Consider the following 23,903-nt stretch of genomic DNA (forward strand, 5'->3'; position numbering starts at 1 on the left):
GGGGAGGCGCGGCACGCGCCGGGGGGCTGGCCCCCCTTCCACTGCGCGCCAGACAACAAAGGGCAGCGCCATGAGCGAGACTGATCAACCGGGCGACCCCGGTCCCCGCCCGCGTCCGTCCGGCCCCGTCCTGATCGAACTGGGCCATGAAACCGCCGCCCCCGATGTCGGCGCGGCGCCGCCCGTTGACCCGGACGAATTTCCGCAGGGCCGCGCCATGCAGGGCGCGATTGCCCGGCTGGGTGGCGGCTTCAGTGCGCGCGCCAAAGCGTTCTGGGGCGCGGCACTGGGTTTTCTGGCGCTGGTTCTGGGGCTGGCGGCATGGGATTTCACGCTGGCACTGCTGGCACGGGTGCCCGCGCTCGGCTGGCTGGCGCTGGTTCTGCTGGCGGTTCTGGCGGTGCTTCTGCTGGGCGCGGCACTGGGGGAGGTGATGGGCTATCGCCGTCTGCGCAGGCTGGACCGGCTGCGCGACCGCGCCGAAGCCATTCTTGCCACACCGGGTCTGGCACCGGATCTGACAGAGCATCTGGCGGCGGCGCGCGCGCTGGCCGGTGATCTGGCCGCGCTCTACGGCGGCACCGGCGCGCGCGACTGGGCCGCCGCGCAGGAAGATCTGGATGCCGATGCCGTCCTTGATGCCGCCGAAACCCACTTCCTGATTGCCCGCGATGCGCGCGCCGTGGCCGAGATTGAACGCGCCGCGCGGCAGGTGGCGCTGGTCACCGCATTGGTGCCGATGGCGCTGGCCGATGTCGCTGCGGCGCTGCTGACAAACCTGCGCATGATCCGCGCCATTGCCGAAATCTACGGCGGGCGCGCCGGCTATTTCGGCAACTGGCGGCTGGCAAAGTCGGTCGTGCTGCATCTGCTGGCCACCGGCGTGGTGGCGGTGGGGGATGACATGATCGGCTCAATGGCCGGGGGCGGGATGGTGTCAAAGGTCTCGCGTCGCTTTGGCGAGGGCGTGGTGAACGGGGCGCTGACCGCCCGTGTGGGGATCAGCGCGACGGAGCTGTGCCGCCCGCTTCCCTTCCGCATGGGCCGCAGGCCTGCGGTGAGTGCGCTGGTGGGCCGGGCGCTGAAAGGGGCGTTCGCGCGCGGCTGAACCCGCGCTTGCGTTGCACAAAAGCAAGGATACCACGGTGTACTGCGCCTGCGGCCCCCATTGCGGCACGCGGGGCTTTTCAGGGCGGGGCGCGACTGGCTAAGCAGGGATATCCTCATAGGTTCGCCCATGCCGCCCCTGACCGATCATCCGCTTCGCTATTCGCTGACCAACGAATTGCACGCCCGCCCCGCGCCCCTCATCCCGGTGCCGGGCACGGCCGTGTTTCTGGCCCTCAAGCCCGAGCAGGACGCCGTGGCCCGTGACCGGGGGCAGGACCGCGCGCATCTGCTGGATCTGCTGGGCCGCACCGGCGCGACCCATCCGCCCCCGGAGGCCACGCATCACGGCTGCCAGATCGGACGGCACGGGCTGAAATGGGAAAACCACACCGAATTCACCACCTTCACTGCCTTTTCCCCCGGCCTGCCGCTGCGCCCCTTTGACCCGGCGCTGTTCGATGTCTTCCCCGCCGACTGGCTAGAGGCCGCGCCGGGGGTGCGGGTGACCTCGGTCCTGCTGATGGTCGATCATCTGCCGGTGGATGAGAACGGGAAGCTGGATGAGGAGGCGGTCGCCGCGCGGCTGGGCGCATGGTTCGTCGCCGAAAGCCTTGCGGTGTCGCTGGTGCTGGACGGCGCCGGGATCGTGGCGTCGGATTTCCGCATCGATCCGGCGGGGCATGTGCGGCTGGCGGTTTTCGTGCACCCTGCCACTGGGCCGCAGCGTGTGGGCCGGATCGTGCAGCGCCTGTGCGAGATCGAAACCTACAAGACCATGTCGATGCTGGGGCTGGCGCGGGCGCGGCAGGTATCAGAGGGGATGGGCGCGCTGGACCGGCGACTGGCGGCGCTGGTGGCGGATATGGCAGCAGGCCTGCCGCGCCCGGAAGAGGCGCTGGAAGCGCTGATGGCGGTCTCGGCTCAGCTTGAACAGCTGGAAATGTCGGCCTCGTTCCGCTTTGGCGCAACGCGGGCCTATGAGGCGCTGGTCCATGCCCGCATCTCGGTGCTGCGCGAGGTGCGGTTTCAGGGCCGCCAGACCCTGGCCGAATTCATGCAGCGCCGGTTTGACCCGGCAATGCGCACGGTCAAGGCCGCCGAGGGGCGGCTGGCAACCCTGTCGGAACGCGCGATGCGGGCCGGGCGGCTTTTGAGCACGCAGGTAGAGGTGGCGCGGTCTGCGCAGAATCAGGCGGTTCTGAAAAGCATGGACCGCCGCGCCGATCTGCAACTGCGGCTGCAACATACGGTTGAGGGGCTGTCGGTTGTGGCGATCAGCTATTACGCGGTGGGGCTGGGGGCCAATCTGGCCTTGCCCCTTGCTGAGCCGCTGGGGATGGGCAAGACCGGACTGATGGCGGTGCTGACGCCGCTGGTGGTGCTGGCGGTCTGGCTGGCGCTGCGCCGCATCCGGCGTGGGCTGGAGTGAGCCGGCGTTCATGAGGAGGCGGCGCGAAGGGGGCGTTGCCCCCTCTGGGCCTGCGGCCCATTCACCCCCAGGATATTTTTGAACAGGTGAATGGCGCGCTAGCTGTTCAATTTTCAATCAATTTTATACGAGATTGGGCGTATCCGGCGCGGATAATGTCACTTTTGCAACAACGCGGCGAGGGCGGCGGCGCGGGCACGGTCGGTGCTATCCTCGGGGCCCTTGTGGCCGGGGCGGAAGCGCAGGCGGAAGGCGGCAAGGCGCAGGTCGGGTGCAACCGCCGGGTAGCCGATCTGTGTCAGGGAGGGGGCGAGCGGGGCGTCGCGGTCACCATCCGGCCCCGGCCAGACCGAGAGGCCGAGGCGGGCGAGTCGGTGCCAGTCAAAGCGCGGGCCCGGGTCGGACTTGCGCTCAGGGGCCATGTCGGAATGCGCAATGACACCTGCGGGCGGGATGGACCAGCGCGCGAGAACGCCGGAGAGAAGCTGTTCAAGCGTCAGCATCTGGGCTGCCGCAAAAGGGCTGTCGCCGTCATTGTCCAGCTCGATCCCGATGGAGCGCGAGTTGATATCCTCCTGCCCGCGCCAGCTTCCCGCCCCCGCATGCCAGGCGCGCATCGCTTCGCTGACCATCTGCCAGACCTGACCATCGGCGCCGATCAGGTAGTGCGCGGAGACCTGTGCCTCAGGCGCACAAAGCCGGGTGAGCGCGGGCAACGCGCCTTGCATCTGGGTGTAATGCAGCACCACCAGTTCAGGGCGCAGACCGTCGCGGCGCGGGCCGGTGTTGGGCGAGGGGTGCCAGAGGGCGCCCGCAGCGTCAGGCCGGGTCATTGTCAGGCCCGGTCATTGTCTGGCGCGCATTGCCTGACGGTATGGCGTGGGGTCCCACCAGCAGGCGAAGCCGTCGCCATCAGGGTCAAGATGGTTGGAGTCGCGTTCGGGGCCGCCTGCAGCGAGGAAGGCTTCCTGCGCGGCGTCCTGATTGTGGTAGCGCAGGCAGTTGTTTTCCCACCGGCTCCAGCGCAGCGGGTTCAGGCGGCGGTATTGCTGCTCGCCGACGCGGTGGGTGGTTCTGAGCGCATAGTCGATGACATTCGGCCCTGAGCTGACCGAGCGGTCCGGCACCGTATCGACCGCGACGATCTGATACTGCGCGCGCTGCTGGTCAAGGCGGGCGCGGTCGCTTTCGATCGTTTCGCGGGCGGCGACGGCCTCAAAATCCTGTTCATCGGAAAGGCCCGGGCGCACGCCCGGCCCGGCGTTGAACGTGGGCGTGGTGCCGAAGGCGGGAGCGTTGCCAGTGGGCGGCTGGGATGACACTGCCGAACCGGCAGCCATCGGCGCGGCCATCGGAGTGCCGGAGGCGGGCATCTGCTGCTGAAGCGGGGCCTGCTGGATGGGCGCCTGCTGGAACCCGGACTGGGGCACGAACGGGGCCGGTGCGCCCCCCTGTGGCGGGACGGAATAGGGCGCGTTGGTGCCCGCACTCTCCCGCTCATGCAGGTAGCGCTGATAATCGCCAAAGCCCACGCCCGCAGAGACGCCGCCATAAGTTGCCACGCCAGTGTCGCCCATGCAGGCAGGCAGGCCAAGAAGGGCGACGGCGCCCGCCAGTGTCAAAAACCGCATTCCAATGCCTCTGCTCGCTTTTTTTCGCGAGATTACCACCATTGGGCGGGTTTGGAAACAAAACCGGCCGCTTTCTCCAAAACGTGAGCGGTGTTCAGAAGCTCCGCCTCACCCCAGGGCTGGCCGATCAGTTGCAGACCCAGCGGCAGGCCCTTGCCGTCCAGCCCGGTGGGCAGGGCAATGCCAGGCAGCCCGGCGAGGTTCACGGTCACCGTAAACACATCGTTGAGATACATTGCCACCGGGTCGGCATGGGCCATTTCGCCCAGCCCGAAGGCCGCCGAGGGGGTGGTCGGGGTAAGAATGGCGTCAATTCCCTGCGCGAAAGCCTCTTCGAAGTCTCGCTTGATCAGGGCGCGGACCTTGCGGGCGCGGTTGTAATAGGCGTCATAAAAGCCCGCCGACAGCACATAGGTGCCGATCATCACCCGGCGCTGAACCTCAGGCCCGAAGCCTTCGGCGCGGGTTTTCTCATACATCTCGGTGATGCCGTCGCCTGCCGCCAGCGTGGCGCGGTGGCCGTAGCGCACCCCGTCATAGCGCGCGAGGTTGCTTGATGCCTCGGCGGGGGCGATGACGTAATAGGTGGGGAGCGCGTATTTGGTGTGCGGCAGCGAGATATCGACGATCTGCGCGCCTGCATCCTTCAGCATGGCCGCCCCGTCAGACCAGAGCTTTTCAATCTCGGCGGGCATGCCCTCCATCCGGTATTCGCGCGGGATGCCGATTTTCTTGCCCCGGATATCGCCGTTCAGTGCGGCCTCGAAATCAGGCACCGGCAGGTCGGCGGAGGTGCTGTCTTTTGCGTCATGCCCGCACATCGCGCCCAGCATGATCGCGGCGTCGCGCACGGTTTTCGTCATCGGCCCGGCCTGATCGAGCGAGCTTGCGAAGGCCACGATCCCCCAGCGCGAACAGCGCCCGTAGGTCGGTTTGATCCCCACGATGCCGGTAAAGGCCGCAGGCTGGCGGATGGAGCCGCCGGTATCGGTGCCGGTTGCACCAAGGCACAGATCGGCCGCCACCGCTGCGGCTGACCCACCAGAGGAGCCACCGGGGGTCAGTTGCCGCTCGTCCACCTTCCAGGGGTTGATCACATCACCATAGCAAGAGGTCTCGTTCGACGAGCCCATGGCGAATTCGTCCATGTTCAGCTTGCCCAGCATCACCGCGCCCGCATCGCGCAGCTGCGCGGAAACGGTCGATTCATACTCGGGCCGGAAGCCTTGCAGGATGCGGCTAGCGGCCTGACTGGGCACGCCCTCGGTGCAGAAGAGGTCCTTGATGCCGACGGGAATGCCGCACATCGCGGGTGCATCGCCCGCTTTCAGGCGCTCATCAGCAGCTTTGGCGCGGTCCATCGCCAGATCGGGCGTTTTGTGCACGAAGGCATTCAGCGCGCCCGCACCCTCGATGGCGTTCAGGCAGGCGCCGGTCAGTTCCACGGCGGTGACATCGCCCTTGCGCAGGGCGTCGCGGGCATCGGCGATTGTCAGGGCGTTCAGCTTGCTCATTCCACCACCTTCGGCACGGCAAAGAAGCCCTCGCGGGCATCGGGGGCGTTGGACAGGATTTTCGCCTGCATATTGCCATCGGTGACGCCATCCTGACGGCGCTTCAGCCGCATCGGCGTGACCGAGGTCATCGGCTCTACCCCGTCCACATTCACCTCGTTGAGCTGTTCCATGAAGTTGATGATATTCGACAGCTCACCGGCAAGGGCGGGCAGGTTTTCTTCCGGCACGGCAATGCGCGCCAGCTTGGCCACACGGCGCGCGGTTTCCAGATCGATGGTGGACATGGGGCTTCCCTTTGCGGGTGTCATCGGACGGTTGCGCCCGGGTTTAGCCGCGCCGGGGCCAAGGTGCAAGCGATGGGCGCGGCGGAAAGCGCGCACTCTTCACCTGCGGCGCGGATTGTTGCATAGGAGGGGCCAGACCATTGCAGGAGTTCCCATGCACGACATCCGCACCATCCGCGAAAACCCTGAACAGTTCGACGCCGCTCTGGCCCGTCGCGGGTTGCCCGGGCTGTCGTCGCAGCTTCTGGCGGTTGATGAGGCGCGGCGCACAAAGATCAACGCCGCCGAGACCGCGCAGGCAGAACAGAACCGCGCCTCCAAAGAGGTGGGGGCGGCAAAGGCGCGCGGCGATGACGCCGAGTTTGAACGCCTGCGCGCGCTGGTGGCCGAGAAGAAGGCCGAGGTTGCGCGCCTGAACGACGAGGCCGGGGCCGAGGATGCGCGCCTGCGCGCCATGCTGGCCGAGATCCCCAACCTGCCGCTCGATGAAGTGCCCGAGGGGCGCGATGAGGGTGACAATGTCGAAATCCGCCGCTGGGGCAACCCGCGCAATTTCGCCTTCACCCCGAAAGAGCATTTCGACATCGGCGGCGTGAAGCCGGTGCTGGACCTTGCGACGGCGGCCAAGCTGTCAGGCTCGCGCTTCATGGTGCTGAAAGGCGCGCTGACCCGGGTGCACCGCGCGCTGGCACAGTTCATGCTGGACACCCACACCACTGAGCATGATCTGACCGAAGTCTGGACCCCGGTTCTGGTGCGCGATGAGGCGATGTATGGCACCGGCAACCTGCCCAAATTCGCCGAAGACAGCTATCAGACCACCAACGGCTGGTGGCTGATCCCCACATCCGAGGTGACGCTGACCAATATTGTCGCCGGTGAGATTGTCGAGGAAAGCACGCTGCCCCTGCGCATGACCGCGCACAGCCAGTGCTTCAGGTCTGAGGCCGGGTCGGCGGGCAAGGATACCACCGGCATTCTGCGCCAGCACCAGTTCGAGAAGGTCGAGATGGTGACGATCTGTGCGCCTGATCAGGCTTTGGCCGAGCATGAGCGCATGACGGGCTGCGCCGAAGCCATTCTGCAAAAGCTGGAGCTGCCCTATCGCACTGTGGTTCTGTGCACAGGCGACATGGGTTTTGGCAGCCAGAAGACCCATGATATCGAGGTCTGGTTGCCGGGGCAGGGCAAATATCGCGAGATCAGCTCATGCTCCACCTGCGGCACCTTTCAGGCGCGGCGGATGAATGCGCGCTACCGGCCTGGCGGCGGCAAGCCTGAGTTTGTCGCCACGCTGAACGGCTCCGGGCTGGCCGTGGGGCGCACGCTGATTGCGGTGCTGGAGAACGGGCAGCAGGAAGATGGCTCGGTTGATCTGCCCAAGGCGCTGCATCCCTGGCTGGGCGGTAAGACCCGCATCTCGCCCGAGGGTGTGCTGGTTTAGCGGCGCCTTACAGCACCAGCGCATCAAGGGTTTGGGCCAGCAGGCTCAGGCATTCAGGGTCGGAAAAGCGGTGATCGGCGCCCTTGGCCAGCGTCAGGCGCAGATCGGGGCTGGTGGCGTGGTCAAACAGACGCAGCGCAACTGCGACCGGCACATCGGTATCCTCTGATCCCTGAAGCAGCCGCACCGGGAAGGGCAGGTTGAGGGGCGCGCGCAGCACCAGCTGGTCGCGCCCGTCCTCGATCAGGCGGCGGGTGATGATATAGGGCTCATCCGCATAGTCCGACGGCAGCGCAACCTGACCGTCGCGCAGCAACGCCGCCTGCTGCGCCGCGTCAAAGCTGCCCCACATGCTGTCTTCGGTGAAGTCGGGCGCGGCGGCAATGCCCACCAGCGCCGCCACCCGCTCAGGCAGGGCGCGGGCTACCAGAAGGGATATCCAGCCCCCCATGCTGGAGCCGACGAGCACCTGCGGCCCCTTGGTCAGGGTGCTGATCGCACTCATGGCATCCCCGGCCCAGTCGCCGATGCAGCCGTCCAGAAAATCACCGCTGCTTTCGCCATGGCCCGAGTAATCGAAGCGCAGAAAGGCTCGGCCGCGCTGTTCGGCCCAGTCCTGCAGGAAGACTGCCTTGGTGCCGCCCATGTCTGACTTGAAACCGCCCAGAAACACCACGCCGGGGCCTTTGCCCGCGCTCTGGTGATAGGCGATGGTCCGGCCATGCGGCGTGATCAGGTGCTGTGCTGCGCTCATGGTGCTTCCTTCCTTTTGCGGCAGGGATAGCAGCCCGCGCCACCCGCGTCACGCCCCGCAGCCGCTTGACACGCCCGCCGCCCACGCGCAGAAGAAGCGCCGACATACCCGCAACCGGGCGTTCCGTGGGCGCCAAAACGACGAGGAGAGGCCTATGAGCCAGATTTCCCTGACATTCCCCGATGGCAATAAACGTGCGTTCAACGCGGGCGTGACACCCGCCGAGGTGGCGAGCGCCCTTTCAACCTCGCTGGGCAAGAAGGCGATCTCCGCCAGCATCGACGGCCAGCACTGGGACCTGCAATGGCCCATCGGGCGTGATGCAGCCATCGCCATTCACACCATGAATGATGATGCGCAGGCGCTGGAACTGATCCGCCATGACCTTGCGCATATCATGGCCCGCGCCGTGCAGGAGATCTGGCCTGAGGTGAAGGTCACGATCGGCCCGGTGATCAAGGACGGCTGGTATTACGATTTCGACCGCGCTGAACCCTTCACACCCGAAGACCTTGGCATCATCGAAAAAAAGATGAGGGAAATCATCAATCTGCGCGACCCGGTGAAAACCGAGGTCTGGGACCGTGCGCGCGCGATTGCACATTACCAACAATCCGGCGAAAACTATAAGATCGAGCTGATTGAGGGTATTCCCGGTGACCAGCCGCTGCGGATGTACTGGCACGGGCACTGGCAGGACCTGTGCCGCGGCCCGCATCTGCAACATACGGGCCAGGTGCCCGCCGATGCCTTCAAGCTGATGTCGGTGGCCGGTGCCTATTGGCGCGGCGACAGCAACCGGCCCATGCTGCAACGGATCTACGGCCTTGCCTTCAAGAACCGCGATGATCTGAAGGCCCATCTGACCATGCTGGAAGAGGCTGCCAAGCGCGACCACCGCCGCCTTGGCCGCGAAATGGACCTGTTCCATTTTCAGGAAGAGGCCCCCGGGCAGGTGTTCTGGCATCCCGCCGGCTGGACGATCTATACGACGCTGCAGGATTACATGCGCCGCCAGCAGCGCCGCGATGGCTATGACGAGGTGAATACCCCGCAGGTTGTTAACCGGGTTTTGTGGGAAAAATCAGGGCATTGGGAGAATTATCAGGAGAATATGTTCATCGTCGAGGTCGAGGAAGACCATGCGCGCGAAAAGACGGTGAACGCGCTCAAGCCGATGAACTGCCCCTGCCATGTGCAGATCTTCAATGTCGGGCTGAAAAGCTACCGTGACCTGCCGTTGCGGCTGGCGGAATTCGGCAGCTGCAACCGCTATGAGCCTTCGGGCGCGTTGCACGGCATCATGCGGGTGCGCGGCTTCACGCAGGATGACGCGCATATTTTCTGCACCGAAGAGCAGATCGAAGCGGAATCGCGCAAGTTCATCAACCTGCTGTCGCGCATCTATGACGATCTGGGCTTCACGAAATGGCGAATCAAACTGTCGACGCGCCCCGAAAAACGCATCGGCACCGAGGAAAGCTGGGACTACGCCGAGGCCGCGCTGGCCAGCGCCGTAAAGGCGGCAGGTTATAGCTATGAGATATTCGAGGGCGAGGGCGCATTCTACGGCCCCAAGCTGGAATTTGTGCTCACCGATGCGATTGGCCGCGACTGGCAATGCGGCACCCTGCAGGTGGACCCCAACCTGCCCGAGCGGCTGGACGCCAGCTATATTGGCGCTGACGGCGCGAAACATCGCCCTATCATGCTGCATCGCGCGGTGCTGGGCTCGTTCGAGCGCTTCATCGGTATGCTGATCGAAAACTATGCAGGCAAGCTGCCGCTGTGGCTGGCCCCCCGTCAGGTGGTGGTGGCCTCGATCGTGTCGGATGCCGATGATTTCGTGCATGAAGTGGTGACGGCGCTGCGTGCCGCCGGTATCCGCGCCGAGGGCGATCTGCGCAATGAGAAGATCAACTACAAGGTCCGCGAGCATTCGCTGGCCAAGGTGCCGGTGATTCTGGCGCTGGGCGCGCGCGAAGTGGCCGAGCGCACGGTGTCGGTGCGCCGTCTGGGCGAAAACCGCACGGAAACCGTGGCGCTTGAGGCGCTGGTGGCTGCGCTGGCCGCCGAGGCCGCCCCGCCCGATCTGCGCTGAGCGGGGAAGGGGGGCTTTGCCCCCCGCCTTCGGCTCCCCCCAGCGTATTTTTGGCAAGATGAAGCGGCGGGCAGGGCAGGTGCCGGAAAACCGGCAAACATTGTCGAGGGCCTGCGGCGCCAAGGCCCTTTCCTCGCCGCCAATTGCGCCGTAAGTCTGCGCCATGCGGATTCTTTTTCTGGGTGATGTAATGGGCCGGTCAGGCCGCAAGGCGGTAGCCGAGCGGCTGGCCGCGCTCAGGCGCGACTGGGGCCTCGATTTCGTGGTGATCAACGGCGAAAACGCGACCTCGGGTGCGGGGCTTTCGCCGGACCATGCGAAGGACCTGTTCGAGGCGGGCGCGGATTGCGTGACGCTGGGGGATCATGCCTTTGATCAGAAGGCGATGATCTCGCATATTGACAAGGAACAGCGCCTGCTGCGCCCGATCAACTTTTCCAAGGTTGCGCCGGGGCAGGGCGCGCGGCTGTTCAATCTGGCAGACGGGCGGCGGGTGCTGGTGGCGCAGGTGCTGGGGCAGGTGTTCATGAAACGCCCCTTCGATGACCCGTTTTCGGCCATTGAGCCGGTGTTGCGCGCCCATCCGCTGGGCGCGCGCGCGCAGGCCGTGCTGGTGGATGTGCATTGCGAGGCGACATCCGAGAAAATGGCCATCGGCCACTGGTGCGACGGGCGCGCGAGCCTTGTGGTGGGCACGCATACCCATGTACCCACGGCCGATACGATGATCCTGCCCGGCGGCACCGCCTATCAGACGGATGCCGGGATGTGCGGCGATTATGACAGCGTGATCGGCATGCAGAAGGATGAACCCCTGCGCCGTTTCATCACTGGCATGCCCTCAAAACGGTTTGAGCCGGCGGTGGGCGAGGCCACGCTGAGCGGGGTGTTCGTGCAGACCGATGACAAGACCGGCAAGGCGCTGAGCGTGACCCCGGTGCGCGTGGGCGGGCGCCTGCAGCCGATCGGGCCGCAGGCGTGATGCGCGCGGCGCTGCCCTATCTGGCCTTGCTGGCCATTGGCGGCGCCTGGGGGATCACGACACCTCTGGTCAAGACCGCGACCCTTGCCGGGCATGGGGCGCTGGGTGTTGCGCTGTGGTCAGGCAGCCTGAGCATTCTTGTGCTTGGCTCCTACCTTGGCCTGCGCGGGCAGTTGCGCCGCCTGCCGCTTGATCCGGCCTCGTTGCGGCTTTACGCGGTGGTGGGCCTGCTGGGGATCGCGCTGCCGCAATGGGCCTCGTTCACCGGCACCACGCATCTGCCCGCCGGGATCATGTCGATCGTGATCTCGTTGGTGCCGGTCTTTTCCTTGCCGCTGGCGCTGGTGGTCCGGGCTGAGGGGTTCAGTGCCGTGCGTCTGGCGGGCGTGATGCTGGGTGCGCTGGCCATCGTGCTGCTGATCGCGCCCGGGGCGGACAGCCTGCCCGCGCCGGGCCTTTGGGTCTGGGTGCTGGTGGGCGCGCTGGCGCCGCTGTTCTATGCGTTCGAGGGAATGTATGTGGCCTCATCACCGGCGCGCGGGGCCAACCCGGTTCAGGTGCTCTGGGCGGGGTCGGTGGTGGCGGTTCTGTTCCTGCTGCCGCTGGCCGGAGTGTTCGGTGGTCTGCGCTCACCGCTGGCGGGTATCGGGCGCGGCGAGATGGCCGTGATTGCCGCCGGGCTTTTGTCGATGGGGGCCTTTGTGGGCTACATCGCCCTTCTGCGCCATGCCGGGGCGGTTTTCGGCGCGCAGGTGGCCTATGTTGTGACCGGCAGCGGGGTGGTCTGGGCCATGCTGTTGCTGGGGGAACGGTATTCGGTATCGGTATGGGCCGCGCTTGCGGCGCTTTTTGTCGGATTGTTCCTGGTGCAGCCGCGGCGCGCGCTGGCACAGACAGAGGTGATCGATGCTCGGATTTGAACTCTGGCCGGGGGCGCAGGCGTTTGCGGCGATCCTGATCGTGGCAGGCATGTTTACGATGTTCATGCGCGAAACCTTCCCGGTGGAGGTTGTGGCGCTGATGGGCGCGGCGCTGATGCTGGTGTTGGGCATCGTGCCCTATGATTCGGCGATGGCGGTCTTTGCCAACCCTGCCCCCTGGACCATTGCGGCGCTGTTCATTGTCGTCGGCGGGCTGGTGCGCACCGGGGCGCTGGACGGCATCTCGCAATTCGCCGCGCGCCACGCCACGCGGCGCCCGCTGGCGACGCTTGCGGCGCTTACCTTCACGGTACTGGGCCTTTCGGCTTTCGTGAACAACACGCCGATTGTGGTGGTGATGATTCCGATCTTCATGCAACTGGCCAAGTCGCTGGGTGTTTCACCCTCCAAGCTGCTGATCCCGCTGAGCTATTTTGCCATTTTTGGCGGCACCATCACGCTTGTCGGCACCTCGACCAACCTGTTGGTCGACGGGGTGGCGCAGCGCGGCGGCATGGAGCCGTTCGGGATTTTTGAAATCTCGGGCGTCGGTGTGGTGATGGCGTTTGTGGGGGTGGCCTATCTGGCGCTTTTTGCCCGCCATCTGCTGCCTGAGCGCGATTCGATGACCGCGCTGCTGGCGGACCGGGCGCCGATGAAGTTCTTCACCGAGGTGGCACTGCCCGAAGGTTCGGCGCTGATCGGCAAGCAGATCGCCGAGATCGACATGTTCAAGCGCGAGGGGGCGCGCGTGATCGACGTGCTGCGCGGCGATGCCTCGCTCAGGCGCGGGCTGGCCGAGGTTGCGCTGCAGGCCGGTGACCGGGTGGTACTGCGTACCCAGATGTCCGAAATTCTGGGCCTGCAGGCCAACCCTGAGGTGCGGCTGGTTGACCAGCTTTCAAGCGTGCGCACCACCACGGTGGAGGTGCTGATTTCGCCGGGTTGCAAGATGGTCGGGCGCTCGCTTGGGCAGTTGCGCTTGCGGCGGCGCTACGGGGTCTATCCGCTGGCGGTGCATCGCCGGAACCACAACATCGGGCGGCAGCTGGATGATCTGGTGGTGCAGGTGGGCGACACGCTGCTGCTGGAAGGCGCGATGGAGGATATCCGGCGTCTGGCCACCGACATGGACATGATCGAGATCGGCGCCCCTTCGGAACGCGCCTACCGGCGGGGCCACGCGCCCATCGTCATCGGTGTGCTGGCGGCGGTGGTGGGGCTGTCGGCGCTCAATCTGGCGCCGATCCACATTCTGGCGTTCCTTGGGGTGGCCGTGGTGCTGGTCACGCGCTGCATTGATGCCGATGAGGCCTTTGGCTTTGTCGATGGCCGGTTGCTGGCGCTGATCTTTGGCATGCTGGTGGTGGGGGCGGGGCTTGAGGCTTCGGGCGCGGTGTCGATGATCGTGGCGCAGGTGAGCCCGCTGATGGTAGGAATGGCGCCCTGGCTGGTGTTGCTGGCGATCTATTCCCTGACCTCGTTCCTGACCGAGGTGGTGACCAATAACGCGGTCGCGGTGATCCTGACGCCCATCGCCATCGGTCTGGCGCAGTCGCTGGGGGTTGATCCGCGCCCGCTGGTGGTGGCGGTGATGCTGGCGGCCTCGGCCTCGTTCGCAACACCGATCGGCTATCAGACCAACACGCTGGTCTATGGCCCCGGCGGCTATCGATTCACCGATTTCCTGCGCATCGGTGTGCCGCTCAATGTGCTGATGGCGCTGACGGCGGCCGTGGTCATCCCGTTCTTCTTCCCGCTCTGAACGTCAGAAAACGCTCATGATCTCGCCCAGCGGCTTCTTGCGCTTGGCGATGGCGGGCACCACGGCGTCCGGGGCGGGGTAGCCCACGGGCAGGATCATGACGGGCTTTTCATGCGCGGGGCGGTTGCACAGGGTATTGAGGAATTTCATCGGGTTGGGCGTATGCGTCAGGCAGACCAGCCCGGCATGGTGCAGCGCCGAAATCAGGAAGCCGGTGGCGATGCCGACGCTTTCGGGCACATAGTAATGCTTGAACCGCTCACCCTCAGACGTCAGGCCGTGGCGCTGGGCAAAGACCACGATCAGCCATGGCGCGGTGGTCAGATGCGGCTTGTCGGCGCCGGTGCCGATGGGTTCGAGCGCGCGCAACCATTCCGCGCCTGCGCCGCCCGCGTAAAACTCGGTTTCCTCGGCCTCAGCCGCCGCGCGGATGCGCGCCTTCATGGCCGGGTCAGCGATGGCCACAAAATGCCAGGGCTGATGGTTGGCGCCTGAGGGGGCGCTTCCGGCGGCTGCGATACAGGCCTCGATCACCGCCTGCGGCACCGGATCAGTGGTGAAATCACGCACCGAATGGCGTTTGCGCATATAGGCCAGATGGCTTTGTGCTGCCTCAAGCGCGGCATCCGGGGCAAGCTGCACGCGGTCAGGCAGGGGCAGGGGGGTGTAGTGCAGCGGGGCCTCGGTGCCGGACATGGGGTTTTCCTTCTGGTTGCGCGGCATGGGTGTGCGGCGTGCAGTTGAACGGATGCGGTGCGTGCCCGTCAAGCCCTTCTGCCAAGGGCCAGTTGCTGGCATTCCGGCCCTGCTTCCCACCCGCCAAATGCCGCAACCGCTTGCAATCGGCGGCAATCCGGGGTCTTCTTTCTGATTATGAACGCGTTAAATACTTTTGAGGTTGCGCCTGCTCGCCCCGTTCTCGGGGTGTTGTGGATGATTCTGGCGGGGCTCTGCTTTGTGGCGGTCACCGCAGCGGTCAAATCTATGGGGAATGCGATGCCGGCCCCGCAATCGGCCTTTCTGCGCTACCTGCTGGGGCTGGTCTTTCTGCTGCCGGTGGTGCCTGCCTTCCGCCAGATGCACCTTGCGCCAAGGGACTGGGGCCTGTTCGGGGTGCGCGGCCTGTTTCATGCCTTTGGCGTGATGCTGTGGTTCTACGCCATGACCCGCATCCCGCTGGCCGAGGTGACTGCCATGGGCTACCTGACGCCGGTCGGTATTGCGCTGGGGGCCGCGCTGTTTCTGGGGGAGCGGCTGCGCCTGCGCCGGATCGCGGCCATCGCGGCGGCCATTCTGGGGGCGCTGATCATCCTGCGCCCCGGCCTGCGCGAGGTTTCGCCGGGGCATCTGGCGATGGTGCTCAATGCGGTGTTCTTTTCCGGCAGCTATCTGATCGCCAAACGCATGACTGGGGTGGTGCCGCCCTCGGTGGTGGTGGGGATGCTGTCTATTTTCGTCACGCTGGGCCTGGCGCCCTTTGCCTTCGTCGTCTGGGTGCCCGTCACCTGGGCCGAGGTGGCATGGCTGGCGATGGTCGCCTGCTTTGCCACGGCCGGGCATTACGCGATGACGATGGCCTTTGCATCGGCGCCGATCTCGGTCACCCAGCCGGTGACGGCGCTGCAACTGGTCTGGGCGGTTGCGCTGGGCGCGCTGTTCTTCGCCGAGCCGGTGGACCTGTATGTCATCATGGGTGGCGGGGTGATCGTGGGCGCGGTAATCTTCATCGCGTTGCGCGAACAGGCGATGGCGCGGGCCGAGGGGCGGGCGCTGAAGGCACGTCCCCCAGAAGTCTGAGGCCAGAGGTCTGCGGGCAGCGGTTCAGAGGGGGGAAGCGGGTGCGGTTGCGGTCGATGCTGATTGCGGTGCTGTTGGTGGCAGGTGCAACGCAGGCACCGGCCTGCACGGTTCCGGCCAATGCCCCGGCCCTGCGCGCTGAGGCGCAGGCGGGCCTGAGCGCAGAGCGCGCGCGCGCTGGGCTAGCGGGCTGGGCGCGTTCGGACCGGCTGGAAAGCGCGGCGCAGGGCCATGCCTGCGCGCTGGCCCGGCGCGGACAGATCAGCCATCGCGGGATTCTGGGCACCGGGCTTCGCACAAGGCTGTGGCGCGCGGGATATCGGGCGGCGCTGGCGGGTGAAAATCTGGCGGCGGGCCTTGAAAGTGCGGCGGCGGTGGTGGCGGCCTGGATGGGTTCACCCGGGCACCGCGACAACATCCTGTCGCCGGGCATGCAGGAGGTGGGGCTGGGCGTTGCCCGTGGCGGTGACGGCATGCTTTACTGGGTGATGATCGCGGCGCGGCCGGGCTGACTGGTGCAGAACTGCCCGCCCGACAGCCCCGCTCCGTCAACCATGCGACTGCGGCGTGTCGCTGCCGCGCGGGGCAACCAGCGCCCGTATCGCGCTGGACTCGGTCAGCATGCCGGTCACCCGACCGCCCTCGGTCAGCAGCACCGGCCCTTTCGCCTTCACCAGCGTCTCCATCGCCAGACGCAGCGGCGTGTCGGCGGGCAGGGTCAGTCCGGCGGGGGCGGGGCGCGGCGGTGGCACGGCGGCATCTGCGGCGCGCAGTACCCCCAGCGGGTTCATATGCGCCACGAAATCGGCGACGTAATCATTGGCCGGGTTGGTGTAAATCTCGGACGGGGTGCCGCACTGGATGATCCGCCCCCCCTCCAGGATGGCGATGCGGTTGCCCAGTTTGAACGCCTCGTCCAGATCGTGGCTGACGAAGATGATCGTGCGTTGCAGGCGTTGTTGCAGGTCCAGAAGTTCGTCCTGCAACCGGGTGCGGATCAACGGGTCAAGCGCCGAGAACGGCTCATCCATCAGCAGGATCGGCGCGCGGGTGGCGAAGGCACGCGCCAGCCCCACGCGCTGCTGCATACCGCCTGAAAGCTCAGCCACGCGGCGGTCAGCCCACTGAGTCAGCCCTACCAGTTCAAGCTGCTCGTTGATGCGCTCGCGCCGCGCGCGCCGCCCCATACCCGCCAGTTCCAGCCCCAGCCCGACATTCTCGCGCACCGAGCGCCAGGGCAGCAGGCCGAATTGCTGGAACACCATCGCCACGCATTCCCGGCGAAGGTGGCGCAGCTCATCGCGGCTGGCATCGCTCAGCGTGCAGTGCCAGTCGCCATCATGAACCTCCACCTCGCCCTGCACGATGGGGTTCAGGCCGTTGACGGCGCGCAGAAGCGTGGATTTGCCGGAACCGGACAGCCCCATCAGCACCAGTATCTCACCCTCGGCCACGTCCAGTGTGCAATCATGCACGCCCAGAATCTGGCCGGTTTGCTTCTGGATATCGGCCCGGCTCTGCCCGGTTTCCATCAGCGGGATGGCCTTCCACGGGTTGTCACCAAAGACAATCGACACATTGCGGAATGAGACCGCGGGTTGTTTCGGGGTTTCTTTCTGCTCGTTCATGCCTTGCGCTCCACCCGCAACATCCGGTCCAGCATGATCGCCACCGCCACGATCACCGCGCCCGATTCAAACCCCAGCGCCGCATTGACCGAGTTGAGCGCGCGCACCACCGGCACGCCCAGCCCCGGCGCCCCCACCAGCCCGGCGATGACCACCATCGACAGCGACAGCATGATCGTCTGGTTCAGCCCCGCCATGATCTGCGGGAAGGCCCAGGGCAGCTCCACCTTGAAGATGCGCTGCATGTTGGTCGCGCCAAAGGCCGTCGCGGCCTCGGACAGCGCGGTGGGGGTAGAGCGGATGCCCAGTTCCGTCAGCCGGATCGCGGCGGGCATCGCAAAGATCACCGTCGCCACCAGCCCCGGCACCATCCCCAGTCCGAAAAGCACCAGCACCGGGATGAGGTAGACAAAGGTGGGCAGCGTCTGCATCAGGTCCAGCACCGGGGTCAGCGCGCGGTAGAAACGCGGGTGATGCGCCGAATAGATGCCCAAAGGCACCCCGATTCCCATGCAGATGACGCAGGAGCCAAGCACCAGTGTCAGCGTCTGCATCGTCAGGCCCCAGTAGCCCTGATTGAGGGCGAAAAGCGCACAGACCACGACAATCGCCACCGGCAGAAGGCGGCGCTGCAGCAGATAGGTGAGGGCGGCGAACACGGCGATGATGATCAACGGATGGGGCGTGGTCAGCACCGCGGAAAGCGTACCGATGCTTTGCCGCAGCCCATATTCGACCGCATCGAAGAAGCCCACGAAATTGTCCTGAAGCCAGGTAAACCCGCTGGCGACCGAGCGCCCCACCGGGATCTTGGCGTCAAGGATCAGCTGAACCAGATCCATATGCTGATATCCGTTCTGATGTTTCTTCCCGGCGCCTCAGGGCGCCAGAAAATCGGTCAGGGCCGCGCCCACGGTTTCGGGCATTTCCCAGAACATGTTGTGGCCATAGCCCTCATAGCTGACGAAACCGGCCTCAGGCAGGGCGGCGCGTAGTGCTTCCTGATCGTCGACACCGAAAAAGCCGTCCTGATCACCCCACAGAACCAGTACCGGCGCCTCGATACGCGGGGCAAGGCCGCGCCAGTCGGCAAGGGTCAGCCCGGTCAGCACCCCCAGCCACGCCTGACGCGGCATCGCGGCTGATTCAGCCCGTTCGCGATCGATGAAATCGGGGTCAACCGGGTTGGGGTTCCAATACCAGTCCAGCATGAACTGGCTGTCAGGGTCGATTGGGTCGGGCAGGGCGGGCAGGTTTTCCCAGAGCCATTCCGCCGCCGGTTGCGGCAGGTTCAGCGCCGTTGAGATCAGCACCAGCCGGTTGACCAGATCAGGGCGCAGAGCGGCGGTGACAGCGGCAGTCATCGAACCCAGCGAATGGCCGACCAGATCGACGCTGCCCAGTTCCAGCGTCTCGATAAAGCCGATCAGGTCATCTGAGAGCGAATCAAGCCCATAGCAGCATGCGGGCGCGTCCGAGCCGCCATGCCCGCGCAGATCGACCGCATAGATCGGCCGCTCACCCAGATGCGGCGCCAGCAGCGACCAAGCGCGGCTGTTGTCGGAATAGCCATGGACCAGAACCAGAGGCCGGCCCGGCCCCTGATCCATCTGCACATAGCTCAGCGTGATGCCGGAAGGCAGCGTGACCTGCTGGCGCGCATCGCGCCACCCGTCCTGACTGGGGATGTCGGCCATGCCAGCGCCCGCCAGAAGGCTGGCCAGCGCGGCGGCTGCCGCTGCAATACGCAGACCGCGCATCAGTTCAGCGCCGCCGTGACTGCTTCCATCGCATCGCCGCCGTCGCGGGTGGTCACCCCTTCCAGCCAGGGGCCCAGCACATCGGGATTGGCGGCCAGCCAGGCGCGCGCGGCCTCGCCCGGCTCGGTCCCGTCATCAAGGATGGTGCCCATGATCTCGTTTTCCAGCGCCAGCGTGAATTCGAGGTTTTCAAGGAACTGGCCGACATTCGGGCATTCCCCGACAAAGCCCGCGCGGGTGTTGGTGTAAACCTCGGCGCCGCCGAAATCGGGGCCGAACCAGTCATCGCCACCGGCAAGATAGGTCATGTCGAAATTGGCGTTCATCGGGTGCGGTTCCCACCCCAGAAAGATCATCGGTTCGTCACGCCGCTCAGAGCGCTGCACCTGCGCCAGCATCCCCTGTTCCGAGCTTTCGACAACCTCAAAGCCCGACAGGCCAAAGGCGTCGGCCTCGATCATGTCAAGGATCAGGCGGTTGCCGTCATTGCCCGGCTCGATGCCATAGATGCGGCCCTGAAGCGCGTCACGATGCGCGTCGATATCAGCGAAATCGGCAATTCCCAGCCCGGCGGCAGCGGCATTGGCGGCCAGCGTGTATTTCGCCCCCGCCAGATTGCGGCGCACGGTATCGACGGTGCCTGCCTCACGGTAGGGCGCGATATCGGCCTCCATCGTGGGCATCCAGTTGCCAAGGAACACGTCGATATCGCCGTTGGCCATCGAGGTATAGGTCACCGGCACCGACAGCAGCAGCACCTCGGTCTGATATCCCAGCGCATCCAGCACCGTGGTGGCGACGGCGGTGGTGGCGGTAATGTCGGTCCAGCCCACATCGGAGAAGCGCACGCTGTCACAATTGGCAAAGGCGGGCGCGGCGGCGAGGGTCAGGGCGGTGGTTGCGGCAAGGGCGGAAAGGCGGCGCATGGCGTTCTCCTGCTGGTTGGTGTTTTTGTTGATTGACGAGTCAATAAACAATCGGTTAGCTCGGTGACAAGGTTTTTCTTGATATTTTACGGTTTGGCGGGCCTGTCCTGCCCTTTCAGACACGGCAGACGGGACAGAAGAATGCCCAAGCTTGGAATGGAACCTATACGACGCTCGGCGCTGATCAAGGCAACAATTGCCGAGATCGGCCATGTCGGCACGCTGGAAGTGACGGTCAGCCGCATCGCCAAGCGCGCGGGCATGTCCTCGGCGCTGGCGCATCATTACTTCGGATCGAAAGAGGCGATGTTTCTGGCCGCCATGCGCCATGTGATGACGCTTTATGGTGCCGAGGTACGCGGTGCGCTGGCTGCCGCCAATGGCCCTGAGGGCCGCGCGCTGGCCGTGATCCGCGCCTCCTTCTCGCCCGGCAGCTTCCGGCGTGAGGTGATTTCGGCCTGGCTGAACTTCTACGTTCTCGCCCAGTCGCAGCCGCATGCGCGCAGGCTGCTGGCGGTGTATCAGTGCCGTATCGTATCGAACCTGCGCCACGCGCTGCGCCCGCTTTTGGGCGATGAAGCGGACAATGTCGCCCATTCCATCGCGGCAATGATCGACGGGGCCTATCTGCATGCCGTTCTGGGCCGCGATACCCCCGATGGCACGGCGGCGGCCCGGCGGGTGGAGGAATATCTGGCGCTGGCGCTGAACAAGGGGGCGCGGGCATGAAGGCACAACCAACGGCCAGCCATTTCATCGACGGCGCCTATGTCGAAGACAACGCAGGTGCGCCGATCGACGTGGTCTATGCGGCAAGCGGCGAAACCATCGCCCGTTTGCATGAGGCCACGCCTGACATCATCGACCGCGCGCTGGCCTCAGCCCGGCGCGCGCAGCGCGACTGGGCGCGGCTGATGCCCGTTGAGCGCGGGCGCATCCTGCAGCGCGCCGCCGCGATCATCCGTGAGCGCAACCGCGAATTGTCGGTGCTGGAGACGCTGGATACCGGCAAGCCCTTGCAGGAAACGCTGGTGGCCGATGCGACATCGGGCGCCGATGCGCTGGAGTATTTCGGCGGCATGGCGGCCACGGTGACGGGCGAATCCATCCCGCTGGGCCGCGATTTCGTCTATACGATCCGTGAGCCGCTGGGCGTTTGCGTCGGTATCGGCGCGTGGAATTACCCCACCCAGATCGCCTGCTGGAAAGCCGCACCCGCGCTGGCCTTTGGCAATGCGATGGTTTTCAAACCCTCCGAAGTGACGCCGCTCTGCGCGCTGAAAGTGGCCGAGATCCTGCACGAGGCCGGGTTGCCTGCCGGGCTTTACAATGTGGTGCAGGGGCGCGGGACGGTCGGTGCCGCGCTGGTGACCGATCCGCGTGTGGCCAAGGTCTCGCTCACCGGGTCGGTGCCGACGGGCCGCAAGGTCTATGCCGCTGCGGCCGAGGGCGTGCGCAATGTCACGATGGAGCTGGGCGGCAAATCCCCCCTGATCATCTTTGATGACGCCGATCTGGAAGATGCCATTGGCGGCGCGATGCTGGGCAATTTCTATTCCGCCGGGCAGGTCTGCTCGAACGGCACACGGGTGTTCGTGCAGCGCGCCATCAAGGAGCGGTTTCTGGAACGGCTGAAGGTGCGGACCGAGGCGATTGTGCTGGGCGATCCGATGGATGAGGCCACGCAGATGGGCCCTCTGGTCAATGCCGCGCAGATGGAAAAGGTGCTGTTCTTTATCGAGGCCGGGCAGAGCGAAGGGGCACGACTGGTCACCGGTGGTGCGCGCCTCAACGGGCCGGGCTGCTATGTGCAGCCCACCGTCTTCGCCGATGTGACCGACGCCATGACCATCGCGCGCGAGGAAATCTTTGGCCCGGTGATGGCGGTGCTGGATTTCGACACCGAGGAAGAGGTGATCGCGCGAGCCAATGACACCGAGTTCGGCCTGTCAGCGGGCGTTTTCACCCGCGATCTGACCCGCGCACACCGGGTTGTCGGCCAGTTGGAGGCCGGAACCTGCTGGATCAACGCCTATAACCTCGCCCCGGTCGAGGCCCCCTTCGGCGGCTCAAAGATGTCCGGCGTGGGGCGTGAGAATTCCAAGGCGGCGGTCGAGCATTATACGCAGATCAAGTCGGTCTATGTGGGCATGGGCCCGGTTGACGCGCCTTACTGAGGGGGCCGTTTCGGAGACAGTGATGGAAGCGGATTTTGTGATCATCGGCGCGGGGTCTGGCGGTTCGGCAGTGGCCTACCGGCTGGCCGAGGCCGGGCATTCGGTGCTGGTGGTCGAATTCGGCGGCTCTGACGCCGGGCCGTTCATCCAGATGCCCGGCGCGCTGTCATACCCGATGAACATGTCACGCTATGACTGGGGCCTGAAAACCGAACCTGAGCCTTATCTGGGCGGGCGGGTGCTGGCCACGCCGCGCGGCAAGGTGGTGGGCGGGTCTTCCTCCATCAACGGGATGGTCTATGTGCGGGGTCATGCCTGCGATTTCGACCATTGGGAAGAGCAGGGCGCGCAGGGCTGGGCCTATGCCGATGTGCTGCCCTATTTCAAACGGATGGAGAACTGGCACGCCGAGGGCGACATGGGCGCCGAGGCCAGCTGGCGCGGCACCAAGGGGCCGGTGCATGTCACGCGCGGCAACCGCCAGAACCCCCTGTTCAACGCCTTCATTCAGGCCGGGGCACAGGCGGGCTATCCGGTGACCGCCGATTACAACGGCGAGCAGCAGGAAGGCTTCGGCGCGATGGAGGCCACGATCTGGCGCGGGACGCGCTGGTCGGCGGCCAAGGCCTATCTGAAACCGGCGCTGCGCACCGGGCGCTGCAAACTGGTGCGCGGACTGGCAGCAAAGGTGATCCTGCGTGAGGGGCGCGCGGAGGGCGTGGAGCTGGCAGACGGGCGGCGCGTGACGGCGCGGCGCGAGGTGGTGCTGGCGGCCTCGTCGATCAACACGCCCAAGCTGTTGATGCTGTCGGGCATCGGCCCTGCCGAACATCTGTCTGAGCATGGGATCGCGGTGGTCGCCGACCGCCCCGGCGTGGGTGCCAACCTGCAGGATCATCTGGAGCTGTATCTGCAATTCGCCGCCAGCCAGCCGATAACCCTTTACAAATACTGGAATATCTGGGGAAAGGCATGGGTGGGCGCGCAATGGCTGTTCGCGGGCACCGGCCCCGGCGCCTCCAACCAGTTTGAGGCTGCGGGCTTTATCCGCTCCGGCGCGGGCAAGGCCTATCCCGATATCCAGTTCCATTTTCTGCCCATTGCCGTGCGCTATGATGGCACCGCCGCCGCCGAGGGTCATGGTTTTCAGACTCATGTCGGCCCGATGCGCTCGAAGAGCCGGGGCACGGTGCGGCTGCGCTCCGGCCGGGCCGAGGATGCGCCGGAAATCCGCTTCAACTACATGAGCCACCCGGATGACTGGGCCGAATTCCGCACCTGCATCCGCCTCACCCGCGAGATCATGGCGCGACCGGCTATGGCGCCCTATGTCAAGCATGAGATTCAGCCGGGCCCGGCGGTGCAGGACGATGCCGCGCTGGATGATTTCATCCGTGCGCATGTTGAGAGCGCCTATCATCCCTGCGGCACGGCGCGGATGGGGCGGCGCGATGACCCGATGGCGGTGGTGGATGCCGAGGGGCGGGTAATCGGCGTGAAGGGGCTGCGGGTGGCTGACAGCTCGGTCTTTCCGCGCATCACCAACGGCAATCTGAATGCGCCCACGATCATGACCGGCGAAAAGATCGCCGACCATATCTTGTGCCGTCAGCCGCTGCCCCGCGCGAATGTGGTGCCATGGACGCACCCTCAGTGGAAAATCGCCCAGCGTTAACTC

At 65.7% G+C, this 23,903-nt stretch carries 22 protein-coding genes; 12 read left to right on the forward strand and 10 right to left on the reverse strand.

Going from position 1 to position 23,903, the window contains the following annotated elements; genetic code table 11:
- The first annotated feature begins 70 nt into the window (after positions 1-70).
- Both V7Q53_RS05260 and V7Q53_RS05265 read left to right on the forward strand, forming a co-directional pair.
- The gene (locus V7Q53_RS05260; RefSeq protein ID WP_333827398.1) at positions 71-1,108 is read left to right on the forward strand and encodes a YcjF family protein; all 1,038 of its coding nucleotides are present in this window, start codon (positions 71-73) and stop codon (positions 1,106-1,108) included.
- 129 nt (positions 1,109-1,237) lie between these two features.
- Positions 1,238-2,539, forward strand: coding sequence for a DUF3422 family protein (locus tag V7Q53_RS05265; RefSeq protein WP_333827399.1), 1,302 nt, complete (start codon positions 1,238-1,240; stop codon positions 2,537-2,539).
- Between the two features lie 158 nt (positions 2,540-2,697).
- Here V7Q53_RS05265 and V7Q53_RS05270 read toward each other — a convergent pair whose 3' ends face one another.
- Genes V7Q53_RS05270 through gatC form a run of 4 tightly spaced genes read right to left on the reverse strand, consistent with a single transcriptional unit; the run spans position 2,698 to position 5,971 of the window.
- The gene (locus V7Q53_RS05270; protein WP_333827400.1) at positions 2,698-3,372 is read right to left on the reverse strand and encodes an N-acetylmuramoyl-L-alanine amidase; all 675 of its coding nucleotides are present in this window, start codon (positions 3,370-3,372) and stop codon (positions 2,698-2,700) included.
- Positions 3,373-3,384: 12 nt separating this feature from the next.
- Complete coding sequence (locus V7Q53_RS05275; RefSeq protein ID WP_333827401.1) at positions 3,385-4,170, reverse strand: hypothetical protein; 786 nt, start codon at positions 4,168-4,170, stop codon at positions 3,385-3,387.
- Between the two features lie 32 nt (positions 4,171-4,202).
- Entirely contained in the window at positions 4,203-5,684 is a 1,482-nt protein-coding gene (gene gatA, locus V7Q53_RS05280; RefSeq protein WP_333827402.1) for an Asp-tRNA(Asn)/Glu-tRNA(Gln) amidotransferase subunit GatA, read from the reverse strand.
- The gene (gene gatC, locus V7Q53_RS05285; RefSeq protein ID WP_333827403.1) at positions 5,681-5,971 is read right to left on the reverse strand and encodes an Asp-tRNA(Asn)/Glu-tRNA(Gln) amidotransferase subunit GatC; all 291 of its coding nucleotides are present in this window, start codon (positions 5,969-5,971) and stop codon (positions 5,681-5,683) included. Before gatC ends, gatA begins: the two co-directional genes overlap by 4 nt.
- Positions 5,972-6,125: 154 nt before the next feature.
- Between gatC and serS the strand changes: the two genes are divergently transcribed.
- Complete coding sequence (serS, locus tag V7Q53_RS05290) at positions 6,126-7,415, forward strand: serine--tRNA ligase (protein WP_333827404.1); 1,290 nt, start codon at positions 6,126-6,128, stop codon at positions 7,413-7,415.
- 7 nt (positions 7,416-7,422) lie between these two features.
- Here serS and V7Q53_RS05295 read toward each other — a convergent pair whose 3' ends face one another.
- Complete coding sequence (locus tag V7Q53_RS05295; protein ID WP_333827405.1) at positions 7,423-8,169, reverse strand: alpha/beta hydrolase; 747 nt, start codon at positions 8,167-8,169, stop codon at positions 7,423-7,425.
- 154 nt (positions 8,170-8,323) lie between these two features.
- On the opposite strand from V7Q53_RS05295, the gene thrS reads away from it, so the two are divergent.
- From thrS to V7Q53_RS05315, 4 genes are all read left to right on the forward strand, one after another.
- A complete protein-coding gene (gene thrS, locus V7Q53_RS05300; RefSeq protein ID WP_333827407.1) occupies positions 8,324-10,270 on the forward strand; it encodes a threonine--tRNA ligase in 1,947 nt (648 codons plus the stop codon).
- Positions 10,271-10,433: 163 nt separating this feature from the next.
- Complete coding sequence (locus V7Q53_RS05305; RefSeq protein WP_333827408.1) at positions 10,434-11,252, forward strand: TIGR00282 family metallophosphoesterase; 819 nt, start codon at positions 10,434-10,436, stop codon at positions 11,250-11,252.
- Positions 11,252-12,172, forward strand: a complete 921-nt coding sequence (locus V7Q53_RS05310; RefSeq protein ID WP_333827410.1) for a DMT family transporter — start codon at positions 11,252-11,254, stop codon at positions 12,170-12,172. Before V7Q53_RS05305 ends, V7Q53_RS05310 begins: the two co-directional genes overlap by 1 nt.
- Complete coding sequence (locus tag V7Q53_RS05315) at positions 12,159-13,937, forward strand: SLC13 family permease (RefSeq protein ID WP_333827411.1); 1,779 nt, start codon at positions 12,159-12,161, stop codon at positions 13,935-13,937. Before V7Q53_RS05310 ends, V7Q53_RS05315 begins: the two co-directional genes overlap by 14 nt.
- A gap of 3 nt (positions 13,938-13,940) precedes the next feature.
- On the opposite strand, the gene V7Q53_RS05320 is transcribed toward V7Q53_RS05315, so the two are convergent.
- Complete coding sequence (locus V7Q53_RS05320; RefSeq protein WP_333827413.1) at positions 13,941-14,633, reverse strand: nitroreductase family protein; 693 nt, start codon at positions 14,631-14,633, stop codon at positions 13,941-13,943.
- Positions 14,634-14,810: 177 nt separating this feature from the next.
- On the opposite strand from V7Q53_RS05320, the gene V7Q53_RS05325 reads away from it, so the two are divergent.
- Both V7Q53_RS05325 and V7Q53_RS05330 read left to right on the forward strand, forming a co-directional pair.
- The gene (locus tag V7Q53_RS05325; protein ID WP_333827415.1) at positions 14,811-15,734 is read left to right on the forward strand and encodes a DMT family transporter; all 924 of its coding nucleotides are present in this window, start codon (positions 14,811-14,813) and stop codon (positions 15,732-15,734) included.
- A gap of 41 nt (positions 15,735-15,775) precedes the next feature.
- On the forward strand, positions 15,776-16,246 hold the full coding sequence (locus V7Q53_RS05330) for a CAP domain-containing protein (protein WP_333827417.1): 471 nt from the start codon (positions 15,776-15,778) through the stop codon (positions 16,244-16,246).
- A 36-nt stretch (positions 16,247-16,282) separates the two neighbouring features.
- Here V7Q53_RS05330 and choV read toward each other — a convergent pair whose 3' ends face one another.
- From choV to choX, 4 genes are read right to left on the reverse strand one after another with little or no spacing between them, the layout of a single operon-like run.
- A complete protein-coding gene (gene choV / locus V7Q53_RS05335) occupies positions 16,283-17,362 on the reverse strand; it encodes a choline ABC transporter ATP-binding protein (RefSeq protein WP_333827418.1) in 1,080 nt (359 codons plus the stop codon).
- Complete coding sequence (gene choW, locus V7Q53_RS05340) at positions 17,359-18,204, reverse strand: choline ABC transporter permease subunit (protein ID WP_333827419.1); 846 nt, start codon at positions 18,202-18,204, stop codon at positions 17,359-17,361. The genes choV and choW overlap by 4 nt, the downstream gene beginning before the upstream one ends.
- Positions 18,205-18,240: 36 nt before the next feature.
- Positions 18,241-19,122, reverse strand: a complete 882-nt coding sequence (locus V7Q53_RS05345) for an alpha/beta fold hydrolase (protein WP_333827420.1) — start codon at positions 19,120-19,122, stop codon at positions 18,241-18,243.
- Entirely contained in the window at positions 19,122-20,048 is a 927-nt protein-coding gene (gene choX, locus V7Q53_RS05350; RefSeq protein WP_333827421.1) for a choline ABC transporter substrate-binding protein, read from the reverse strand. The genes V7Q53_RS05345 and choX overlap by 1 nt, the downstream gene beginning before the upstream one ends.
- A 141-nt stretch (positions 20,049-20,189) precedes the next feature.
- Here choX and betI point away from each other — a divergent pair, with 141 nt between their 5' ends.
- From betI to betA, 3 genes are read left to right on the forward strand one after another with little or no spacing between them, the layout of a single operon-like run.
- On the forward strand, positions 20,190-20,777 hold the full coding sequence (gene betI / locus V7Q53_RS05355; protein ID WP_333827423.1) for a choline-binding transcriptional repressor BetI: 588 nt from the start codon (positions 20,190-20,192) through the stop codon (positions 20,775-20,777).
- Positions 20,774-22,225: a betaine-aldehyde dehydrogenase gene (betB, locus tag V7Q53_RS05360; protein WP_333827424.1), complete on the forward strand. Its 1,452-nt coding sequence runs from the start codon at positions 20,774-20,776 to the stop codon at positions 22,223-22,225. The genes betI and betB overlap by 4 nt, the downstream gene beginning before the upstream one ends.
- A 22-nt stretch (positions 22,226-22,247) precedes the next feature.
- Positions 22,248-23,900, forward strand: coding sequence for a choline dehydrogenase (gene betA, locus V7Q53_RS05365; protein ID WP_333827427.1), 1,653 nt, complete (start codon positions 22,248-22,250; stop codon positions 23,898-23,900).
- The last annotated feature ends 3 nt before the right edge of the window (positions 23,901-23,903 follow it).

The sequence above is a fragment of the Pararhodobacter sp. genome, assembly GCF_036802785.1.
GTDB lineage: Bacteria > Pseudomonadota > Alphaproteobacteria > Rhodobacterales > Rhodobacteraceae > Pararhodobacter.

What these genes read in the sequence shown, in the direction of transcription:
- V7Q53_RS05345 (WP_333827420.1), bottom strand. Translation starts at nt 19,122, where the DNA reads ATGCGCGGTCTGCGTATTGCAGCGGCAGCCGCCGCGCTGGCCAGCCTT.
- V7Q53_RS05260 (WP_333827398.1), top strand. Translation starts at nt 71, where the DNA reads ATGAGCGAGACTGATCAACCGGGCGACCCCGGTCCCCGCCCGCGTCCG.
- V7Q53_RS05265 (WP_333827399.1), top strand. Translation starts at nt 1,238, where the DNA reads ATGCCGCCCCTGACCGATCATCCGCTTCGCTATTCGCTGACCAACGAA.
- choX (WP_333827421.1), bottom strand. Translation starts at nt 20,048, where the DNA reads ATGCGCCGCCTTTCCGCCCTTGCCGCAACCACCGCCCTGACCCTCGCC.
- gatA (WP_333827402.1), bottom strand. Translation starts at nt 5,684, where the DNA reads ATGAGCAAGCTGAACGCCCTGACAATCGCCGATGCCCGCGACGCCCTG.
- V7Q53_RS05305 (WP_333827408.1), top strand. Translation starts at nt 10,434, where the DNA reads ATGCGGATTCTTTTTCTGGGTGATGTAATGGGCCGGTCAGGCCGCAAG.
- betB (WP_333827424.1), top strand. Translation starts at nt 20,774, where the DNA reads ATGAAGGCACAACCAACGGCCAGCCATTTCATCGACGGCGCCTATGTC.
- V7Q53_RS05270 (WP_333827400.1), bottom strand. Translation starts at nt 3,372, where the DNA reads ATGACCCGGCCTGACGCTGCGGGCGCCCTCTGGCACCCCTCGCCCAAC.
- choW (WP_333827419.1), bottom strand. Translation starts at nt 18,204, where the DNA reads ATGGATCTGGTTCAGCTGATCCTTGACGCCAAGATCCCGGTGGGGCGC.
- V7Q53_RS05295 (WP_333827405.1), bottom strand. Translation starts at nt 8,169, where the DNA reads ATGAGCGCAGCACAGCACCTGATCACGCCGCATGGCCGGACCATCGCC.
- V7Q53_RS05275 (WP_333827401.1), bottom strand. Translation starts at nt 4,170, where the DNA reads ATGCGGTTTTTGACACTGGCGGGCGCCGTCGCCCTTCTTGGCCTGCCT.
- V7Q53_RS05320 (WP_333827413.1), bottom strand. Translation starts at nt 14,633, where the DNA reads ATGTCCGGCACCGAGGCCCCGCTGCACTACACCCCCCTGCCCCTGCCT.
- serS (WP_333827404.1), top strand. Translation starts at nt 6,126, where the DNA reads ATGCACGACATCCGCACCATCCGCGAAAACCCTGAACAGTTCGACGCC.
- betA (WP_333827427.1), top strand. Translation starts at nt 22,248, where the DNA reads ATGGAAGCGGATTTTGTGATCATCGGCGCGGGGTCTGGCGGTTCGGCA.
- V7Q53_RS05310 (WP_333827410.1), top strand. Translation starts at nt 11,252, where the DNA reads ATGCGCGCGGCGCTGCCCTATCTGGCCTTGCTGGCCATTGGCGGCGCC.
- gatC (WP_333827403.1), bottom strand. Translation starts at nt 5,971, where the DNA reads ATGTCCACCATCGATCTGGAAACCGCGCGCCGTGTGGCCAAGCTGGCG.
- betI (WP_333827423.1), top strand. Translation starts at nt 20,190, where the DNA reads ATGCCCAAGCTTGGAATGGAACCTATACGACGCTCGGCGCTGATCAAG.
- V7Q53_RS05325 (WP_333827415.1), top strand. Translation starts at nt 14,811, where the DNA reads ATGAACGCGTTAAATACTTTTGAGGTTGCGCCTGCTCGCCCCGTTCTC.
- choV (WP_333827418.1), bottom strand. Translation starts at nt 17,362, where the DNA reads ATGAACGAGCAGAAAGAAACCCCGAAACAACCCGCGGTCTCATTCCGC.
- V7Q53_RS05315 (WP_333827411.1), top strand. Translation starts at nt 12,159, where the DNA reads ATGCTCGGATTTGAACTCTGGCCGGGGGCGCAGGCGTTTGCGGCGATC.
- thrS (WP_333827407.1), top strand. Translation starts at nt 8,324, where the DNA reads ATGAGCCAGATTTCCCTGACATTCCCCGATGGCAATAAACGTGCGTTC.